We start from the raw sequence: 19,430 nt of genomic DNA on the forward strand, positions 1-19,430 counted from the left end.
GCTACTATTGACGATTCGTCTGTTTTCAACCCCCAATTCATTGGTTTTTTCATGGCATCAAAAGCTGTTTACTCTGCGGTCGCGGTGGTTGGCATTGCAGCGCTTTCCGGCGCTGCGTGGTGGTACCAGTCCAAGCCCCAAGGCCCGAAGGAAATCGTAGGCGGCAAAGCCCCATTGACTGGCTCTGCTGCCGCGCCGCGCCTTGCCGGGGTTGAAGTTGCCAAGGTTACGCGCACCACCCTGCAAGACGATGCGCAATCGGTAGGGTCTTTGCGTTCGCGCCAAAGTGTAATGGTGCGTCCTGAGGTTGCGGGGCGGGTCAAGGCCCTGGGTTTCAAGGATGGCGCGCAGGTGCGCAAAGGGCAGTTGCTGGTGCAGCTGGACGACACCTTGCAACGCGCTGAACTCAGCCAAGCCCAAGCCCAGTTGTCGATTGCCGAGGCCAACCTCAAGCGCAACCAGGAGCTGCTTGCCCAGAATTTTGTGGCCCAGCGCGTACTGGACGAAAGTGCTGCCAACCTGCAGGTGGTGCAGGCCCAGCTTTCCCTGGCACAAGCCCGTCTGGGGCGTATGGCAATTGTTGCTCCGTTTGATGGAACGCTCGGATTGCGTGCTGTGAATGTAGGTGACTACGTCAAAGACGGGGCCGATCTGGTCAACCTGGAAGACATCGGCAGCATGCTGGTGGATTTTCGGCTACCCGAACGTTACCAGCGCAAATTGCGTCCTGGTCTTGTGGTGGAACTTGCCATGGATGCGTTTCCGGGACGTTCATTCAAGGCGCGCATCGAGGCGGTCGATCCGCTGCTGGATGCCAACGGCCGGTCCGTGGGAGTACGTGCAGTTCTGCCCAACACAGGTGGCGAGCCGGGTGGTGCAGCGGGTGGTGCGCCCTTGCGGCCAGGCATGTTTGCTCGCGTGACAGCTATTTTTGGTGTTAATGACGCAGCGCTGGTCGTGCCAGAAGAGGCTTTGGTGCCGCAAGGAGGCAAGCAGTTTGTGGTGCTGGTGGTCGCACCTTCAGAAGTACCTGCAGCAAACAATCTGCCAGCCAACACGGAGTGGGTGTCCAAGCGGCAGGAGGTAAAGCTGGGTGTGCGCCGCCAAGGTAAGGTGGAAGTCATTGAAGGGCTCAGCGAGGGGCAGACGATTGTGGTTGCGGGCCAGCAGCGTTTGCAGCGCGACGGAACGCCGGTGCGTATTGTGGAGGTGGGCAAGGGGCCTGCAGCGGCAGCTTCGGCGCCGGCCATTGGTGCCTCTGCACCTCGGGCCGCTGGAGGTTGATGCACCATGCAATTGGCTGAAACATCCATACGCCGGCCAGTCTTCGCGACGGTCTTGTCCTTGCTCATCATGTTGGTGGGTGCGGTGTCCTTCACGGGGTTATCGGTACGTGAGTACCCGAAGATTGACGAGCCTGTCGTGACGGTCACCACCCGCTTTGGTGGTGCGTCGAGTGAGGTGGTTGAGGCGCAGGTGACCAAGGTTCTGGAAGATTCCTTGGCGGGTATTGAGGGCGTGGACGTCATTACGTCCAGCAGCCGTCAGGAGCGCAGCCAGATATCCATTCGCTTTGCCTTGTCGCGCGATGCGGATTCAGCCGCCGCCGATGTGCGGGATAAGGTCTCTCGTGTGCGCCAGCGTCTGCCGCAGGGCATTGATGAGCCTGTTATTGCCAAGGTGGAGGCCGATGCATTCCCGGTGATTTTCTTGTCTTTGAGCTCCGACACACACAACGCCCTGCAGCTTTCGGAGATGGCCAATACCTTGGTCAAACCCATCTTGCAAACGGCTCCGGGTGCTGCGGATGTCACGATTTCCGGAGAGCGCAAGTTTTCCATGCAGATATCGTTGGATCCTGCCAAGCTGGCGGCGTTCCGGCTGACGATCCAGGATGTCGAAGATGCCCTGCGTCGCTCCAACCTCGAAGTCCCTGCCGGACGGATTGAAAGCAGCCTGCGCGAATTTAACGTGACTGCCGCGACAGACCTGAGCCGACCTAGCGAGTTTTCGCAGGTGATTGTTAAAACCGTGAATGGTTTTCCCGTACGGATTGGAGATGTCGCTCGCGTGGCGCAGGGGCCGGCGGAGGAGCGTTCCAGTGTGCGACTCAATGGCAAGGATGCGATTGGTGTGGGTGTCATTCGGCAGGCAACCGCCAATCCGCTCGATTTGTCAGCCGGGGTTCGGGCCTTGATGGACAAAATCCAGAAGGATTTGCCGCCGGGAGTGGTGGTGGAGGTCGCCAACGACAACTCCGTTTTTATTGATCGCTCCATCAAAGCGGTGTACCAAACCATCGTTGAAGCCTCCGTGCTGGTGGCCTTGGTCATTTTTGTTTTCCTGCGCACTTTGCGCGCGGCAATTATTCCGCTAGTCACCATCCCGGTGGCGCTGATAGGTGCATTCGCACTGATGGCCCTGGCTGGCTTCAGTATCAACACCTTGACCTTGCTGGCGTTGGTGCTGGCGATTGGCTTGGTGGTAGATGATGCCATTGTGATGTTGGAGAATATTTACAGGCACATCGAAGATGGCGTACCGCCTTTCCAGGCCGCGATCCAGGGTGCGCGGGAAGTGGGCTTCGCAATTGTGGCCATGACGCTGACCTTGGTGGCCGTCTACGTGCCCTTGGCCTTTGCGCCCGGTCGTACTGGCCGCTTGTTCACCGAGTTTGCGCTTGCCTTGGCTGGGGCCGTGTTGGTGTCGGGGCTGGTGGCGCTGACCTTGTCGCCGATGATGTCTTCTGTCTTGCTGCGCCACAATCCGCGTCCGAGCTGGTTTGACCGGACGATGGAGCATGCGCTGGAATCGTTCACCAGGGCCTATGCTGCCGCGTTGGGTTGGTCATTGCGGCACCGCTGGATCGTGGTACTCGTCATGGTGGGTAGCGGCGCGGTGACCTGGGCGGTGATGGGCTCCATCAAACGCGAACTGTCACCGATGGAGGATAGAGGTGTCGTGTTGGCGCAGATCAATGCTCCCGATGGGGCCACGCTGGACTACACGAACCGCTACGCACGCTCCATCGAAAAGGTGGGAGAAAACTTCCCGGAGTTCGACCGAATTTTTGCAAACATCGGTAGCCCCACAGTCGCCCAGGGCAATGTATTTTTCCGGGCTGTGCCTTGGGAGGAGCGCCAGCGCACCACGGTGGAGATGGCCCGTGAAATGACACCTCGTGTGTCCGGCATGCCCGGTGTTACCGCGTTTCCTATTACGCCTCCATCATTGGGGCAAGGCTTTACCCAGCGCCCGGTCAACTTTGTGATCATCACATCCGAGAGTTACCAAAATCTCTCGCAGGCAGTGCGTGCATTTCAGGATGAGCTGGCCAAGAATCCCGGCTTCTTGCAGGTGGATACCGACTTGCGGCTCAACAAGCCGGAGTTCCGACTGGAAGTAGACCGTGAGCGGGCAGCTGACATGGGCGTTGGCGTCGACGTGATCGCGCGATCCATAGAGACCGTGTTGGGGGGACGCAATGTGACCCGCTACAAGCGCGATGGAGAGCAGTACGACGTGGTGGTGCGGACCGCTGCGACAGGTCGGGATACGCCCGATGACATTGAGAACATCTTTGTGCGCGCAAAGGGGGACACCATGGTGCCGCTTTCTGCCTTGGTGAAAGTCAAGGAGGTTGTGGTGCCGCGTGAGCTGAACCACTTCGGACAGCGTCGCTCGGCGACGGTGACAGCGAACCTGTCCCCCGATTACTCTCTCGGAGAGGCTTTGGACTTTTTGGATGCCACGGCCAAAAAAGTGCTCAAACCCGGGTATGCCACCGATGTGAATGGTTCCAGTCGCGAGTTTCGCAAGTCTTCTGATTCTTTGACACTTGTGTTTTTGCTGGCACTGGTGTTTATTTTTCTAGTTTTGGCCGCCCAGTTCGAAAGTTTTGTTGATCCCCTCGTCATCATGCTCAGTGTGCCCTTGTCTATGGCGGGGGCACTGCTTGCTCTGAAATGGTCGGGTGGCACCTTGAATGTATTCAGCCAGATTGGTTTGATCACTTTGGTCGGACTGATCACCAAACATGGCATTCTGATGGTGGAGTTTGCGAACCAGTTGCGTGAGCAGGGCATGCAGACCCTGCAGGCCATTCAGCAGTCCGCGTCCCAGCGCATCCGCCCCATTTTGATGACCACGGGCGCCATGGTGCTAGGCGCTATTCCCCTGGCTCTCGCTTCAGGCGCTGGTGCAGAGAGTCGCCAGCAAATCGGCTGGGTGATCGTAGGGGGGATGTCCGTTGGTACCCTGTTGACAGTGTTCGTGGTTCCTACCATGTATACCCTCTTGGCCCGCAAACATGCGCCCGGCGCAAAGAAAGACCCTGTCTGATTCAATCGGGCGCCTTGGCGGTCAAGTCCGCCAAGGTGTTGAAGTTGTCGAAGGCGTTGGCCGGGTAAGTGGGGGTATCGAAATCCACCCACTGCACTTCGCAGACCTCCAGCCAGGTTTGTACTTTGCGTTGGCCGCTATCGAGGTAGCCGCGCAGATCGCTCACTAGGTGAGCAGACAACAGGCAGGCCAAAGGGTGGGTGCGCCCGTTGGCGCGGGCCGCAGCAGCGTGGCCTGGTGTGATCGCCAGCCTGCCCGACAAGCGCGATGCGAGGTCCAGCGGCAGGTAGGGCGTATCGCAGGGCATGACCAGTAGATAGTGCACGGCGGGGTGCAAAGTCGCCCCATGGTCCAGAGACGACAAGATGCCTTCCAAAGGTCCACTGTAACCTGGCCTCACATCAGTCCAAACTGGAAAGCCCAGCGCTGCGTACTCTTGCATGTGGCGATTGGCACTGATTCCGATGTGTTGTGCTGGCCCCCAGTCCTGTGCTTGCAGGCGTTGCAAGCTATGTGCGACGAGTGTCTTGCCCTGGTGCAACTGTAGGCCTTTGTCGACCCCTCCCATGCGCCGGCCTTGTCCACCCGCCAAGAGGACACACAATGTGTTGGAGGGCGTGGCGGCAGGTGCGCGGAGCTCAGCCACCGATGTAGCTCATTTCTACCCGACGCCCCTGCGACATGCTGCCCGGTGGCAATGCACTGCGCAAAGCTGAGTACTGTTCACTGCGCTGGTGCCAGATTTTCCGGATGGCCGCTGCCAGTTGTTCATCCGGGCTGCCATCGCGTAGCAGGCTGCGCAAGTCGTAGCCCTGGCTGGCAAAGAGGCAGAGATAGAGTTGTCCCTCCGTGGATAGGCGCGCCCGGTTGCAGTCACTGCAGAAAGCCTGCGTAACACTGCTAATGACACCGATCTCTCCGGCTGCAGGGTCATGGAGCCCCTCTGCGTTGGCATAGCCCCAGCGTTGCGCGGTCTCTCCGCGTTGGGCGTGTTCCAGGGGCAGCATCGGCCATTCGGTCTGCAGCAGGCGAATGACTTCTGCCGATGGCATCACTTCATCCATGCGCCAGCCGTTGGTGGCACCCACGTCCATGTATTCGATGAAGCGCAGCACGATGCCCGTGCCCTTGAAGTGCCGGGCCATGGCCAGGATTTGCTGCTCGTTGGTACCGCGCTTGACCACCATATTCACTTTGATCGGGCCCAGACCCACCGCCTGCGCAGCCTCGATGCCACGCAGCACATCGGCAACCGGGAAGTCCACATCGTTCATGCGCCTGAACACCGCATCATCCAGTCCATCCAGGCTCACGGTCACCCGCTGCAGTCCCGCATCTTTCAAGGCTTTCGCTTTTTTCGCCAGCAAAGATCCGTTGGTCGTGAGCGTCAGGTCCAGCGGCTGGCCTTCTGGCGTACGCAGGGCAGCGAGTTGCGCCACCAGGATTTCCAGGTTTTTGCGCAACAGGGGCTCCCCGCCTGTCAATCGTATTTTCTGGACTCCTTGGGCTACAAATTGGCGTGTCAGGCGGGTGATTTCTTCAAAGTTCAACAGTGCCGTTTGTGGCAGATATTGGTAGTCCTTGTCGAACACATCTTTGGGCATGCAGTAGCTGCAGCGGAAGTTGCAGCGGTCGGTGACGCTGATGCGCAAATCCCGCAAGGGACGCCCCAGCCTGTCGGTTAGGCTGGCCTGCTCGGCGCTTGATGTCCGCGGGTCAGCTGCCAAGCTGCCTACAGGAATGGATCGTGCGCGTTGGTCCACCAAGGGTACGATGCGCAAATTGCTGGGTTCTGCCATGCGCACTATTCTCCACCCTTCGGCCGAAGGTGGTTGAAACGCAAGGCAGAATTGCGGGATTAAAAAAATACCCCGTCGTTGGAGAACAAACCATGCCCTCCAAACTATTACCCGCACTTTTGATCCTTGTCAGCGCAACGGCCCGAGCCCAAAGTGGCACCGGTGCCAGTGCGCTCAGCGAGCGCGACTTTTTGGGGGACATTCCGGTCGTTTTGTCGGTGTCACGTTTGGCCCAGCCCGTGGATGAAGCCCCCGGGGCCGTAACGGTGCTGGACCGGCAGTTCATCCGCAACTCCGGGGCGCGGGACGTGGCGGACCTGTTGCGCTTGGTGCCTGGTTTCCAAACTACCACCTCGTTTGAAACCGATGCGCCTCTGGCGTCCTACCACGGCCGCAGTGACGACTGGGCCAACCGCATCCAGGTGCTGGTGGACGGCAGATCGGTCTACTCGGGTCATTTGCAGGGGTCTGCGGGGCTGGGGCTGCAGACGCTAGCCCTTGACGATATTGCCCGCATCGAGGTGTTGCGTGGATCTAACTCAGCGACCTATGGTGCGCGCGCTTTTTTGGGGGTGATCAACATCATTTCCAGGGATGTGCGCGACGTAGGGTCGGCAGCCAGTATGACGGTGGGAGACAACCGGGTGGCCGATGCCGGGGCCAGCATTGGTTGGGGGGGGGCGGGTGCCGCCTACCGCCTCAGTGTGGATTCGCGTGGGGACGATGGCCTGCGCGCCGCCTATGGCCGAAACCGGGTTGCACGCGTCAACGCGGTGGCTTCTTGGGATACTGGCGCGGGCGCGGAGCTGGATTTGCGAATGGGGGGGCTGAACATCGATGCTGGGCGCGGTTCGGCTGACTCTCCCGGCAATGTGCCACGCATGCGATTCCTGGGATCGCAGTACGTGCAGGTGGACTGGCGCAAACCGCTCGAGGGTGATCAGGACGTGCTATTGAGTTTTTCCCGGACGCAAAACACCCACCGGGACAACTTCCGCTATCAGAGCACAGACCTGATCAACGGAATCAATTATTTTGGCTCCATGGTGGACTTTGGTGCTCAGGAACAGAACGACGCACTAACTTTGCAACACACGGCAGTGCATACCTTGAGTTTTCGCTCTGTGTGGGGGGCAGAACTGCGGCGCGAGCAGGTCAATTCGCACTCCAGCTTCGACACCCGGGAGCAGGTGACATCGAACTTCTCCCGCCTGTTTGGCAACGTGGAGTGGCGTTTGCAACCTGATTGGGTGTTGAACGCCGGAGCCATGGCAGAGCAAAGTGACATGGGCGGCGGCACCTTCTCGCCGCGCCTCATGCTGAACTGGCATGCACTGGCAGGTCATACCCTGCGTGCGGGTGTTTCTAGCGCCTTTCGCCCGCCCAGTGCCTATGAAAAATACGCTGCCGTACGTTATTACGATGTCAACGGCGCCAATCCATTGACTACCGTGTTCAGTAGCGGGGCCTTGTCGCCCGAAAAAATCTACACCCGCGAGCTGGGTTACAACTTCAACTTTGCGCAGCGGGGCATTTCCGGAGATGTCCGCTTCTTTGATGAGCGTATCACCGACGGTATAGAGCGCCCCAGCGGGGTTTCTCCAGAGGATTACCGCAACATCGAAAATTTCAGCATCACTGGCGTGGAGCATCAGATCCAATGGAAGCCTGGTATGGCGACCCAGCTGTTTGTCACCCAGGCCTGGACTCAGATTGCCGGTGCAGATCGTTTTAAAACTGCACATGGCGCGGCCCGCTACGCGGCTTCGCTGGTGGTGGTGCACACCTTGCCTGCAAGAACCACCTTGTCGCTGATGCACCAGCAATCGGACGATATCGGCCTGATGTCTGGCGGCGACCGCCTCTATTCCATGGGGCGTACCGACCTGCGGATTGCCCAGCCCCTGCGCCTTGGTAAAAACAAGGCTGAGTTGGCCTTCACGGTCCAAAATCTGGACCAGCCCTACCGCGACGGCGATCGCAAGTTCTTTTTTGACCGTCGCGCCTTTGTGACGTTGCGGATGGACTACTAAGGCATGGACTTGCTGCGCGTGCTCCACAGCGTCCTGGCAATCTGGGTGCTTGGGTGTGCGGGCATGGTCTGCGCTGCGGAGGTTGTGGTTCTCAGCAGCGAGCGCAGCCCCAGTTACCTCGATGCGAGTCAGGCCACGGTCGGGGAGCTGGTGCGACTGGGAGTACGCCGTGCGGACATCGCAGTGCTTTATCTCCCCGAATTGGCGCCGACGGAGCTGGCAGCTGCGCACAGTGCCAAAGTCTGGATCACCTTGGGCTCGGACGCCCTGGCGCGCGCGTTGTCGCGCGAGGGGCGTCCCACCGTAGTGTCTGCCTTGATTCCGCGCTTGGGCTTTGAGCGAATTGTGCGCGACAACCCTGGAAAAGCCGAAGCTCCTGTGGTCGCTGTGTATCTGGATCAGCCCTTTGGCCGCCAACTCGATCTGATGCACCTCGCCCTGCCGGGGATGAAGCGCTTGGGAGTCTTGTGGGGACAAGAGTCACTGGCGCAACAGCCCAACTTGCTGGCCGCAGCCCAGGCCAGGGGAATTGACGTGTTGACGGTACCAGTACCGTCGTCGACCAGCCTGTTTTCCGGATTGAAAAACGTACTGGACGGTGCCGATGTGTTATTCGCCGTAGCGGACCCGCAGGTCTACAACAGCAACAACATTGCAAACATTTTGCTGGCAACTTACCGGGCTCGTGTGCCTGTTGTTGCGTTTTCCCCCGCCTACGTCAAGGCCGGCGCCTTGTTGGCGGTTTACAGTACGCCGCGCCAGATTGGCGTACAGGCGGGCATGATGGGGCGCACAGTGCTCCAAGGCGGGGCTGTGCCAGCTTCGCAATACCCTTTGGAGTTCAGTGTGGCGCTGAATGAGCATGTTGCCCGCTCGCTGGGCCTGTCTTTGGATGAGTCGGTTTTGAATGAACGGCTGCACCGCTTGGAGAAACGCCCATGATGTTTCCCGGTATTCGCACCCGCATGTTGGCGGCTGCCTTGGTGCCGGTCACTTTGGTGGTGCTGGCATTGGTGGCCGTATTCTGGACCAGTCGCATTTCCGACCTCGACGAATCACATGGACTGCGTACACGGCTGATGGCGCGCCAGGTCGCGCTGGCCAGTGAATATGGCCTGTTTTCCGGCAATGTGGCCGCGCTTCAAACGGTGTTGGCGGGTCTGCAGCGCGAACCAGATGTCCGTTCAGTGGCCGTTTTTGATGTGGATGGTCGTATGTTGGCCAGCTCTGGGCTGCTGCATTACAGCGGACTGAAGGAAGCCCGCAGTACGTCGTACGCCGATCAACAGCGCAAGGAGAGCATTGACGTAGTGGCGGTGGAAGTGAGCTCGGGCAACGTTCCCGTTGATGATTTGTTCTCACCTTCCCCCGGCGCGCAGGGCTCTGCTCCTGAGGTCTTCGGCCATGTCGTGCTGGAGGTGTCGCGTGCGCGGCTGGTAGCACGTGAGCGCGAGCTTCTGGTGTTGGCTTTGGGTATCGGCTTGGCCGGTTTGGTCTTAGGCGGGATTTTGGCTACCCGCATGGGCGAGGGCGTGGTACGACCGGTGTTGCGGGTGTCGCGGATGATCGAGCGTATTGGTGAGGGCGATCTGACCCCCAGCTCCGAGTCGCGCCCCAATGATCCGTTGTACGACTTGCAGACTCGTTTGAACCAGATGGCGCAGCGTCTGGCGTGGGGGCGTGAGGAAATGGAGTTTCGTGTGGAGTCGGCCACGCGTGAGCTACGGCTTAAAAAAGAAGAGGCCGAAACCGCCACACTGGCAAAGTCCCGCTTTTTGGCGGCCGCGAGCCATGATCTGCGCCAGCCTACCCACGCCTTGGGCATGTTTGTCGCCCGCTTGGGCCAGCTGCCCTTGGATGCCCAGACGCGACAGCTGGTGGCCAGCCTGGAGGCCTCAGTGCAGTCCATGCAGGATTTGCTCGACGGTTTACTCGATGTGTCGCGTCTGGATGCGGGTGCGGTCCAGGTGCAGCTGGGGCCGGTTAATTTGGGCGAGTTGTTTCATAGCTTGCGCAAGGCCTTGCAGCCGCTGGCTGAAAGCAAAGGGCTTCGCTTGCGCATACGCCCCAGCCCGTATTGGGCCATGACTGACCCCGTGCTGCTGCAACGCATGGTAATGAACCTAGCGAACAACGCAATCCGCTACACCGAGCGCGGCACGGTCATGATCAGCTGCCGGCGTGTGGATGGCGGGCGCAATGTGCGTCTCGATGTGGCCGATAGCGGGATTGGTATCTCGCCAACCCACCAAGAGGACATCTTCCGGGAGTTTTACCAGGTGGGCAATTCGGGTCGGGACCGTTCCCAGGGTCTGGGTCTGGGTCTGAACATTGTGGAGCGCACCGCCCAGCTGCTTGGGCATGCCATCACGCTGCGTTCGGCGCTGGGCTGTGGCACGCGCTTTTCCATCCACCTTCCAGCAGCGCAGGCGGTCGAAGCGTTCTCCCCCCTGGTTCCACCAGACCCACAGGGCTTGGGCGGTGTGGAGGGCATGCGCGTGCTGGTGATTGAGGACGATGGTTTTGCACTGGAAGCGATTCGTGACTTGCTGAGCTCCTGGGGCTGTGTGGTCAATGCGGCAGCCACGGTAGCGCAGGCGCTGGATTTTGTGAATGCCTATACTGCGCCCGATGTAGTGCTCAGTGATTTCCGCCTTGGCGAAGCACGCAATGGGTTGGATGTGATCGCCATGGTGCGCGCCCATGCGCGGCGCGAGATTCCAGCATGCTTGATGAGTGGTGACACGGATGCAGGTCTGATTCAGGCCGCCAAGGATGCGGGGCTCACGCTGCTGCACAAGCCGGTGCGTCCGGCTAAGCTGCGCAGCTTTCTGCGTCGATCGGCCATGGCGGCCGAGGTGGAAGAGCAGCCGGGAGCCTAGGCGGCTGAGGTGGGGCGGTAGCCGCAGCGTGCCGCGGCTACGACGGCCTGGGTGCGGTTCTGCACATCGAAATAGCGCAGGATGGAGGCCACGTGGGTCTTGACCGTTTCTTCCGACACATTGAGCGAGCTGCCGATTTCCCTATTGGAGCGTCCATCAAGGAGTTCGCGAAGTACCAGCTCCTGCCGTTGGGTGAGCGGGGGCTTGGCATTGGCACCATCAAAGGACAGAGCGCCAAAGTCACTGCCCAATTCGGAAGGGGAGTAGACATCACCGTTCAGAACCAGGCGCACCGCGTGCAACAGTTCATCGCTGAGGCTGGATTTGGTGACAAAACCCGAAGCGCCGGATTGCAGAACCTGGCGCATGATTTGCACATTTGCAGAGCCCGACAGCATGACGATGGGCAGTTCCGGGTGGTTTTTGCCAAACACATCCAGAGCCTGCAGGCCGGTCATGTCGGGCAGGTGGTAGTCCAGTAGCACCAGGTCAATGTCAACATGACTATCTGCCAATGCAAATGCCTGCTCGCAGGTTCCCGCCTGCAGCACGGAAACGTTTTCATCCAGACCTTTTAACACCTGGTGCAGGCCTTCGCGCACCAGAGCATGGTCGTCAATCACTAGTATTTTCACGGGCTTGCTTTAGGAGAGTGGCGCAAAACACGCCTATAACGGCATGGTAGCGCATCGCGGTGGCCACGCGCTACCCAAAAAAATGGCCCGCCAAAGCGGGCCATCGCCTTACTGGTGAGTGGTTAGCCGCCATGCAGCTTCATCATCAGGGGCACGATGAGCAGTGCCACGATGTTGATGATCTTGATCAGCGGATTCACAGCGGGCCCGGCCGTGTCCTTGTAGGGGTCACCCACGGTATCACCGGTCACAGCGGCCTTGTGGGTCTCCGACCCTTTGCCACCGTGGTGGCCGTCTTCGATGTACTTTTTGGCGTTGTCCCAGGCGCCACCGCCGGTGCACATGGAGATGGCTACAAACAGCCCGGTCACGATGGTACCCATCAACAAGCCGCCCAATGCAGCAGGCCCCAGGGCGAGGCCGACCACAATGGGTACCACCACAGGCAGCAGTGATGGAATCATCATTTCCTTGATCGCAGCAGTGGTCAGCATGTCCACCGCAGTGTCGTACTCCGGCTTGCCACTGCCGTCCATGATGCCCTTGATCTCTTTGAATTGGCGGCGTACTTCCACCACCACCGAACCTGCGGCGCGGCCCACGGCTTCCATGGCCATGGCGCCAAACAGGTAGGGAATCAGGCCGCCGATGAACAGGCCGATGATGACCATGGGGTCGCTCAGGTCGAAACTGATGACCTTGCCGTAGGCTTCGAGCTTGTGCGTGTAGTCGGCAAACAGCACCAGGGCGGCCAGGCCGGCAGAGCCGATGGCGTAGCCCTTAGTCACGGCCTTGGTAGTGTTACCCACGGCGTCCAGCGGGTCGGTGATGTCACGCACGCTGGCGGGCAGTTCGCTCATCTCGGCGATGCCGCCCGCGTTGTCTGTGATGGGGCCATAGGCGTCCAGCGCTACCACGATGCCGGCCATGCTGAGCATGGAGGTCGCTGCGATGGCAATGCCATACAAGCCAGCCAGCGCGTAAGCGGTGTAAATGGCGATGCACACAAAGATTACCGGCCAGGCCGTGGAGCGCATGGAGACGCCCAGGCCGGCAATGATGTTGGTACCGTGGCCGGTGGTGGAAGCCTGGGCGATGTGCTGCACCGGCGCGTACTGTGTGCCGGTGTAGTACTCCGTGATCCATACCAGCGCACCCGTCAGCACCAAGCCCACGGTGCAGGCGCCAAACAGGCTGCCGGCGGACAAGACGTGGCCGTCGGTCAAGGTGATGGCGGCGGGGAACATGGATTGCGTCACGAAGTAAAACGCAATCAGCGACAGCACACCGGCAATCGCCAGGCCCTTGTACAGCGCTGGCATCACGTTCTTCATGCCCGGCGAGGCCTTGACGAAGAAGCAGCCAATGATGGACGCGACGATCGACGCCGCGCCCAGTGCCAAGGGATACAAAACGGCGGTAGCCCCCGCAGCACTTGCGAGAAGTGCTCCTAAAACCATAGTGGCAATCAGTGTCACCGCATAGGTTTCGAACAGATCCGCGGCCATGCCTGCACAGTCGCCCACGTTGTCGCCCACGTTGTCGGCAATCACGGCGGGGTTGCGTGGGTCATCCTCGGGGATGCCGGCTTCCACTTTGCCCACCAGGTCGGCGCCCACGTCGGCGCCCTTGGTGAAGATGCCACCGCCCAGACGGGCGAAGATGGAAATCAGCGATGAGCCGAAGGCAAAGCCGATCAGCGGGTTGAGCTTGGCAGCCGTCACGGCGCCATCGGGCACCAGGAACCAGTAAAAACCGGTTACACCCAGCAGGCCCAAGCCCACCACCAGCATGCCGGTGATGGCGCCGCCGCGAAAGGCCACGTCCAGCGCCGGGCCAATGCCCTTGGTGGCCGCTTGCGCAGTACGCACATTGGCGCGCACCGAGACATTCATGCCGATAAAGCCGCAGGCGCCGGAGAGCACGGCACCGACCACAAAGCCTACGGCGCTCAGTGGGTCCAGAAACAGGCCAATCAGAATCGTCAGCACCACGCCCACGATGGCGATGGTCTTGTACTGACGTGAAAGGTAGGCGGCGGCTCCGGTCTGGATGGCGGCTGCAATCTCTTGCATGCGCGCATTGCCGGCGTCTTGGGAAAGAATCCAGCTGCGTGCCCACACACCGTACACCACGGCGATCAGTCCACAGCCAAGCGCCAGAAACAGCGCTGTGTTGCCCGTCATAGAAATACTCCTCTATGGTTGTTTCGCAAAGGTGGGAGCAACGCTAGCGAGGCTCCCGCTGCGTTGCTTCCTCAGTGCTCCAACCCTACAAAGCAAGGGGAGATGATTGGCCAACGGGCCGAATGTAGCGTGCTTTGATGACAGCACGTCGAAAACGAAAGTGTGTAGTCAGTAAAATCCGGGTTAATCCCTAGGTTTCCCCTTAGGGTTCCCATTTCCTACTTTCAACACCAAGAGAAAAGCATGTCCCTCGACAAAGTCACCCCCGGCAGCAAAGTCCCCGACGCGTTCAACGTCATCATCGAAATCCCCATGAACGCCGATCCGGTGAAGTACGAAGTGGACAAGGACTCGGGCGCCATTTTTGTGGACCGTTTCATGAGTACTGCCATGCACTACCCGACCAACTACGGTTACGTACCCAAGACCATTTCGGGCGACGGCGACCCGGTGGACGTGCTGGTGATCACCCCCGTGCCCCTGATTCCCGGTGTGGTGGTGCCCTGCCGCGCGATCGGTATTTTGAAGATGACCGACGAAGCCGGTGAAGACGGCAAGGTGCTGGCCGTGCCCGTGGACAAAATCCTGTCGCTCTACAGCCAGTGGAAGAAGCCCGAAGATCTGAACCCCTTCCGCCTCAAGACCATTGCCCACTTCTTTGAACACTACAAAGATCTGGAAGAAGGCAAATGGGTCAAGGTGCAAGGCTGGGAAGGCCCTGAAGCCGCCCAGAAGGAAATCATGGACGGCATCGCCAACTACAACAAGCAACAGGCCTGAGCCGGCTTGCGATGAAGTTTAGATGTCAAATAGGCATCTAGCCCTTATGAATGCTGCGTGAGCAGCTATCAATAAAAGAGCGCTAGCCTTGCAAGGGGCAGCGCTCTTGGTGTTTGTGGGCAGCTGGAACCGTGTGCTTAGCCTTGCTCAGGGCCGTGTGGGGTCGGGAAACACCCACTGCTGCAACTTGCCCGCACGTTCAAATGGCTTCCATTGGCCCGCTGCCTGGGCCAGCCGGTCCGCCACCACCCACCAGGCGCTGGGGTTCAGGCCCAGACCGATGTGGCTGGCAAACACTTCCACGTTTTCGGTATGCGGGTTGTTTTGGCAGGGCGCTTGCAGGCTGGAGGGCCAGGCCACCACGCCATCGGTGCGCGAGTAGATGGATGTGGTGGGCACGGGCGGAGCCGCGGGCAGGTCAAAATTTTCGACCTCTTGCGCAATGCTGCGGCCACTGGTGAGCTCATACAGGCGCCAGGCATTGGTGCTTTTGTGTGAGCCTGAAAACGGCGTGCCCAGAGTGATGACGCTGCGTACATGCCGGGGCAGTTCCTTGGCCAGTTCACGTGCATACACGCCGCCCAGGCTCCAGCCCACCAGGCTCACGGCCTCACCGCTGGCCTCTGCCGTCTCCCGCACCTGGCGCTTGGCGGTCTCCAGCACACCGGCACGGGGGCCAAAGTTGTAGCCCTGGTTCCAGCCCGAGATGTCATAGCCCAGGTTGTTGAGGTAGGCCCGTAGCGGCAAGGTAGAGCCGTCGCTGGCCGACAGGCCGGGAAACACAATGACTGGGTGTCCGTCGCCCACTGGTGCCTTTGCGAGCGCAGGCCAGCTGGGAAGCACCGACCACAGCTCCCAAGGGGCGCGCAGTTCCAGGGCCATGAGCCAGGCGTTCGGGGCGGGGTGGTGGTCCGGGGGGGCTTTCTTGGTGGCTTTGGCCATAGTCAGATCAGGGCTCAGGCGGCGCGGGCCGCACGCTTGCGGAGGGTCGGGGTTGTGACAGTAGCAGCTTTCGGGGCTTTGGCCCGGATGGCTTTAGTTGGGGTACTCTGTTTTTTTGTCGCGCTCGCGACTGGTGCCGCTGCAGGCGCTCCGCCCAGAAGCGCACGGCCTTCCTCAAACGCAGCCACCAGTGCCTGGGTCAGGTCCTGCACGGCAGGTACGGCCTTGGCGTCCGCAACCACACCAAAGTCCACGCTGCCGGCGTAGGTCTGCACCGTGATGTTGAGCGCAATGCCGTGGACCACAATGGACATGGGGTGGAAGGTACGCATGCGTGCGCCGGCCAGGTAAAGCGGCACGCGCGGCCCCGGGACATTGCTGATGATCAGGTTAGCAACCATAGGAAGACGGTGCGAGAGGCCGGTCGCACTATAGGTCTTGAAAGCAGCCTTGGCCACACCGCCCACAATCCAGGGCGCCAAGAGCGAGGGGTAATCGGTAGGCAGCATGCTCTTGAGCTGGGGCAAGGCGCTCTTTACCTTGGCCGTGGAGTCCATGATGGCTTGCAGGCGCTTGAGTGGCTGCGCCAGGTGTGTACCCAGTGCCACCACCGTCATGGACGCTTGAGTGCTGTAGTCGGTATTGCCCTCGTCGCGCAGGCTCACTGGCATGGCTGCTAGCAGGGGCTTGCGCGGAATGCTGCCGTGCTGGGCCAGGTAATCCCGCAGCGCGGTGGCACAAATCCATAGCACGATGTCGTTGAAGGAGCCTCCTGCTGCCTGGGCCATGGCGCGGCAGTCAGCAAACGGAATGCTGGCGGTGCCAAAGCTACGTGCGGTGCCCACCGCCACGTTGAAGTCGGTCATGGGGGCCAGCGTGAGGGGCGACTTGGGGCGCAAGCCGCTACCCCGGCCCTGTAGCGATTGCTTCGCCACTGTGCTGCCCAGTGCTTGCGCAGCCTGGGGCAGGGTGCGTGCCAGCTTGGCGTACTGGGCCAAAGAGTTGGAGAACACCGCGCCCAGCATCTGGGCTACTTTCAGACTTTGCACCTTGGGCGGTTTCTCGCTAGGCGGGGGCACAGGGCGTGGCGTTGGGCCCACGTCCATCATGGCCTGCGTGAGGATGGTGCCGGCCTTGCCATCCAGTGTGGCGTGGTGAATCTTGGAATACAGGGCGCCGCACACGCTGCCATCGGGGCACAGCACGCGGTCAAACACATGGAACTCCCACAGCGGGCGGCTGCGCTCAATCAGGCCGCTGTGTAGCTTGGCCGCCATCGCTTGGGCCTGTGCCAGCGGTAGCGCGCGGCCCTTGACCTTGCGGATATGGAAACCCAGGTCCACTGTATCGGCCGGCAGCCACACCGGGTGGCCCAGGTCCAAGGGCATGAAGCCCAATTTGCGTGTGAACACGGCCGCCAAGTGCAGCCGCTGACCGATATGGGCAGTGATGGCCCTGTGCAGGCTGAAGCGTGGGGTGTCGGGCAGTTCGTACAGACAGAACGAGCCCACATGCATGGGCATTTCAGGGGTCTCCAGATACAGGAAGGTGGCATCCAGGCCGCTGAGGGTATGCATGGTGGGTTTCTCCTAAGGACAGCGTAGCAGCGTGCCAAGCCGCTGCCAGCTAGGGTTTGCCAAGGGCCTGCTGAACCCGCTGATTTCAGTTCACACGCTGCAGGTGCGCGTGTATCATGAATTGCAAGTCGTTGGAGACCATGCGCGGAGCGTGTGGTTCATGGTGGATCCAGATTGGAGCAGCAGCATGAAACTTGGCGTACTAACCTCCCTGCGCGGGAAAATTGTGGCAACCGTGGGGCTGCTAGTCGCCGCCGGTTTGCTGGTCTTGTCGGCAACCAATGTGTACACGGCGCGCATCCATGCTTTGGAATCGCTGGACAACCAAACCCGCGCCCTGTCGCATTCACACGCAGCGGGTGTGGGGGACTGGGTCAGTGCGCGCAAGCAAGTGGTTCTCTCTTTCGCGGGGGCGGTGCCCGAGGCTGACCCCATTAAATACTTGCAGCAGGCCAAGATCGCCGGAGATGTGGACACGGCCTACATCGGCTTTGCTGACAAACGCACGGCCTTCTCCAGCCCACAAGAGCTGCCTCCCGATTACGACCCTACCTCACGCCCTTGGTACCAGTTGGCCGCCAAAGAGTCCGGGCCGGTAGTGACCGATCCGTACTTGGACGCAGGTACCAAAAAACTGGTGATTACCTTTGCCTCTGCGGTGAAGACGGGTGGTCAGCTTGCGGCTGTGACCGCGCTCGACGTTTTCATGGATGGTGTGGTGCGCAATGTGGCGTCGATTCGCCCCACGCCGGGCACCTACGGGCTGATTGTTGCAAAGGACGGCAAGATCGTGGTGCATGAGGACACGGCGCTGGCCATGAAGCCCATCACCGACATAGCCCCCAGCTTGGGCGGTGGCGGGCTGGATGCACTGGTTAGCGCGGCAGCTCTGCGCGATGTCACCATACGCGGTGAGAGTCGTCTGGTGTATGCCGAGCCCATCCCCGGCAGCAACTGGATTCTGCTGGTGGCGCTGAATCGGGCCGAGGCCATGCGCGGTGTCACGGCCTTGGTGTGGTCGGCCGCGGCCTGGAGCGTGGCCATTGCCGTGGTTGCTGTGCTGGTGATCGGTACCCTCCTGAGCAAACAGCTGGGCCGATTGGTCGTGCTGCGCAACGCCATGCAAGACATCGGCTCCGGCGAGGGCGATCTGACACAGCGTATTCCCACGGCCGGTAATGACGAGCTAGCCGCGATTGCCACAGGCTTTAACCAGTTTGTGGAGAAAACCCAGGGTGTGCTGCGCCAAGTGCGCACCAGCGCGGACAGTGTGGCCAATGCCAGTGCCGAAATTGCCCAAGGCAATAACGACCTTAGTGCGCGCACCGAGCAGCAGGCCAGTGCGCTGGAGGAGACTGCGGCCAGCATGGAAGAACTGGGCTCCACGGTCAAACAAAACGCCGACTCGGCTTCCCAAGCCAACCAGTTGGCCCTGAATGCCTCCAGGGTTGCCATCCAGGGCGGCGAGGTCGTAGGCCAAGTGGTCGAAACCATGAAAGGCATCAACGAGGCCTCGCGCAAGATTGCCGACATCATCAGTGTGATCGACGGGATTGCCTTCCAAACCAACATCCTGGCCCTCAATGCGGCGGTGGAGGCGGCACGCGCCGGTGAGCAGGGACGCGGCTTTGCCGTGGTGGCGTCTGAGGTGCGTTCGCTGGCTGGGCGCTCGGCAGAAGCCGCCAAGGAAATCAAAACATTGATTGGCGCCAGCGTGGAGCGCGTGGAGCAGGGCACCACACTGGTGGACAAGGCTGGCGAGACCATGACCGAGGTGGTCAGCAGCATTCGCCGGGTGACCGACATCATGGGCGAGATCAGTGCGGCCAGTAGCGAGCAAAGCGCCGGCGTGGCCCAGGTCGGCGAGGCGGTGACGTCCATGGATCAGACTACGCAGCAGAACGCGGCATTGGTGGAGCAGATGGCGGCCGCAGCTTCCAGTCTCAAGTCGCAGGCGCAAGAATTGGTGCAGGTGGTGGCGGTGTTCAAGCTCGGCAACGAATCCTCCGGCCATGGCGTCGGCCATATGCCGCCTGCGCAGGTGCGATCCAGCGCGCCTCAGGCGGCATCGTTCAAAGGGCTGGAGCGCCGTGGCGACGCCAAGCCTGCCGCAGTCCACGCATCCAAACCGGCCGCCAAGCCGAAGGCACCCCCCGCTCCGCCCGCGGCGGCCTATCCGCCCACCACCGTGGTGCCCAAGACCAGCACCAAGGTCACCCCCAAGGGCGGGGACGACGACTGGGAAACCTTCTGAG

At 60.7% G+C, this 19,430-nt stretch carries 13 protein-coding genes; 7 read left to right on the plus strand and 6 right to left on the minus strand.

Translation table 11 applies throughout. The features are described from left to right. The first annotated feature begins 51 nt into the window (after positions 1 to 51). On the plus strand, positions 52 to 1,284 hold the full coding sequence (locus CHU94_RS07890; RefSeq protein ID WP_094478477.1) for an efflux RND transporter periplasmic adaptor subunit: 1,233 nt from the start codon (positions 52 to 54) through the stop codon (positions 1,282 to 1,284). Positions 1,285 to 1,290: 6 nt separating this feature from the next. Next, entirely contained in the window at positions 1,291 to 4,341 is a 3,051-nt protein-coding gene (locus CHU94_RS07895) for an efflux RND transporter permease subunit (protein ID WP_094478479.1), read from the plus strand. Between the two features lies 1 nt (position 4,342). Here CHU94_RS07895 and mobA read toward each other — a convergent pair whose 3' ends face one another. Together mobA and moaA are read right to left on the minus strand one after the other, a co-directional pair. Further along, positions 4,343 to 4,987: a molybdenum cofactor guanylyltransferase MobA gene (gene mobA, locus CHU94_RS07900; RefSeq protein ID WP_141211413.1), complete on the minus strand. Its 645-nt coding sequence runs from the start codon at positions 4,985 to 4,987 to the stop codon at positions 4,343 to 4,345. Then, positions 4,980 to 6,140 (minus strand): GTP 3',8-cyclase MoaA, encoded by a 1,161-nt coding sequence (gene moaA, locus CHU94_RS07905; protein WP_094478483.1) that lies wholly within the window; start codon positions 6,138 to 6,140, stop codon positions 4,980 to 4,982. The genes mobA and moaA overlap by 8 nt, the downstream gene beginning before the upstream one ends. Before the next feature lie 92 nt (positions 6,141 to 6,232). Here moaA and CHU94_RS07910 point away from each other — a divergent pair, with 92 nt between their 5' ends. From CHU94_RS07910 to CHU94_RS07920, 3 genes are read left to right on the plus strand one after another with little or no spacing between them, the layout of a single operon-like run. Beyond that, positions 6,233 to 8,173: a TonB-dependent siderophore receptor gene (locus CHU94_RS07910; RefSeq protein WP_176451956.1), complete on the plus strand. Its 1,941-nt coding sequence runs from the start codon at positions 6,233 to 6,235 to the stop codon at positions 8,171 to 8,173. Between the two features lie 3 nt (positions 8,174 to 8,176). Further along, positions 8,177 to 9,115 (plus strand): ABC transporter substrate-binding protein, encoded by a 939-nt coding sequence (locus CHU94_RS07915; protein WP_094478487.1) that lies wholly within the window; start codon positions 8,177 to 8,179, stop codon positions 9,113 to 9,115. After that, entirely contained in the window at positions 9,112 to 11,055 is a 1,944-nt protein-coding gene (locus CHU94_RS07920; RefSeq protein ID WP_094478489.1) for an ATP-binding protein, read from the plus strand. Before CHU94_RS07915 ends, CHU94_RS07920 begins: the two co-directional genes overlap by 4 nt. Here the strand turns inward: CHU94_RS07920 and CHU94_RS07925 are convergent. After that, positions 11,052 to 11,690 (minus strand): response regulator transcription factor, encoded by a 639-nt coding sequence (locus CHU94_RS07925; RefSeq protein WP_094478491.1) that lies wholly within the window; start codon positions 11,688 to 11,690, stop codon positions 11,052 to 11,054. The two genes, CHU94_RS07920 and CHU94_RS07925, sit on opposite strands and share 4 nt — an antisense overlap. A 122-nt stretch (positions 11,691 to 11,812) precedes the next feature. Next, the gene (locus CHU94_RS07930) at positions 11,813 to 13,876 is read right to left on the minus strand and encodes a sodium-translocating pyrophosphatase (protein WP_094478493.1); all 2,064 of its coding nucleotides are present in this window, start codon (positions 13,874 to 13,876) and stop codon (positions 11,813 to 11,815) included. A 243-nt stretch (positions 13,877 to 14,119) separates the two neighbouring features. On the opposite strand from CHU94_RS07930, the gene ppa reads away from it, so the two are divergent. Next, positions 14,120 to 14,656, plus strand: coding sequence for an inorganic diphosphatase (gene ppa / locus CHU94_RS07935; RefSeq protein WP_094478495.1), 537 nt, complete (start codon positions 14,120 to 14,122; stop codon positions 14,654 to 14,656). A 147-nt stretch (positions 14,657 to 14,803) separates the two neighbouring features. On the opposite strand, the gene CHU94_RS07940 is transcribed toward ppa, so the two are convergent. Beyond that, the gene (locus CHU94_RS07940) at positions 14,804 to 15,598 is read right to left on the minus strand and encodes a triacylglycerol lipase (RefSeq protein ID WP_094478497.1); all 795 of its coding nucleotides are present in this window, start codon (positions 15,596 to 15,598) and stop codon (positions 14,804 to 14,806) included. A gap of 14 nt (positions 15,599 to 15,612) precedes the next feature. Beyond that, entirely contained in the window at positions 15,613 to 17,175 is a 1,563-nt protein-coding gene (locus CHU94_RS07945; RefSeq protein WP_094478499.1) for a wax ester/triacylglycerol synthase family O-acyltransferase, read from the minus strand. Between the two features lie 187 nt (positions 17,176 to 17,362). Between CHU94_RS07945 and CHU94_RS07950 the strand changes: the two genes are divergently transcribed. Next, positions 17,363 to 19,429 (plus strand): methyl-accepting chemotaxis protein, encoded by a 2,067-nt coding sequence (locus CHU94_RS07950; RefSeq protein ID WP_094479328.1) that lies wholly within the window; start codon positions 17,363 to 17,365, stop codon positions 19,427 to 19,429. Position 19,430: the final 1 nt, after the last annotated feature.

Origin of the sequence: Rhodoferax sp. TH121, assembly GCF_002251855.1 — a bacterium.
Classification (GTDB): domain Bacteria; phylum Pseudomonadota; class Gammaproteobacteria; order Burkholderiales; family Burkholderiaceae_C; genus Allorhodoferax.

Excerpts from the sequence above, each read along its gene's own strand:
- CHU94_RS07940 (WP_094478497.1), bottom strand. The coding sequence starts at position 15,598 with ATGGCCAAAGCCACCAAGAAAGCCCCCCCGGACCACCACCCCGCCCCG.
- CHU94_RS07915 (WP_094478487.1), top strand. The coding sequence starts at position 8,177 with ATGGACTTGCTGCGCGTGCTCCACAGCGTCCTGGCAATCTGGGTGCTT.
- ppa (WP_094478495.1), top strand. The coding sequence starts at position 14,120 with ATGTCCCTCGACAAAGTCACCCCCGGCAGCAAAGTCCCCGACGCGTTC.
- CHU94_RS07890 (WP_094478477.1), top strand. The coding sequence starts at position 52 with ATGGCATCAAAAGCTGTTTACTCTGCGGTCGCGGTGGTTGGCATTGCA.
- CHU94_RS07895 (WP_094478479.1), top strand. The coding sequence starts at position 1,291 with ATGCAATTGGCTGAAACATCCATACGCCGGCCAGTCTTCGCGACGGTC.
- CHU94_RS07910 (WP_176451956.1), top strand. The coding sequence starts at position 6,233 with ATGCCCTCCAAACTATTACCCGCACTTTTGATCCTTGTCAGCGCAACG.
- CHU94_RS07930 (WP_094478493.1), bottom strand. The coding sequence starts at position 13,876 with ATGACGGGCAACACAGCGCTGTTTCTGGCGCTTGGCTGTGGACTGATC.
- CHU94_RS07950 (WP_094479328.1), top strand. The coding sequence starts at position 17,363 with ATGAAACTTGGCGTACTAACCTCCCTGCGCGGGAAAATTGTGGCAACC.
- CHU94_RS07945 (WP_094478499.1), bottom strand. The coding sequence starts at position 17,175 with ATGCATACCCTCAGCGGCCTGGATGCCACCTTCCTGTATCTGGAGACC.
- moaA (WP_094478483.1), bottom strand. The coding sequence starts at position 6,140 with ATGGCAGAACCCAGCAATTTGCGCATCGTACCCTTGGTGGACCAACGC.
- CHU94_RS07920 (WP_094478489.1), top strand. The coding sequence starts at position 9,112 with ATGATGTTTCCCGGTATTCGCACCCGCATGTTGGCGGCTGCCTTGGTG.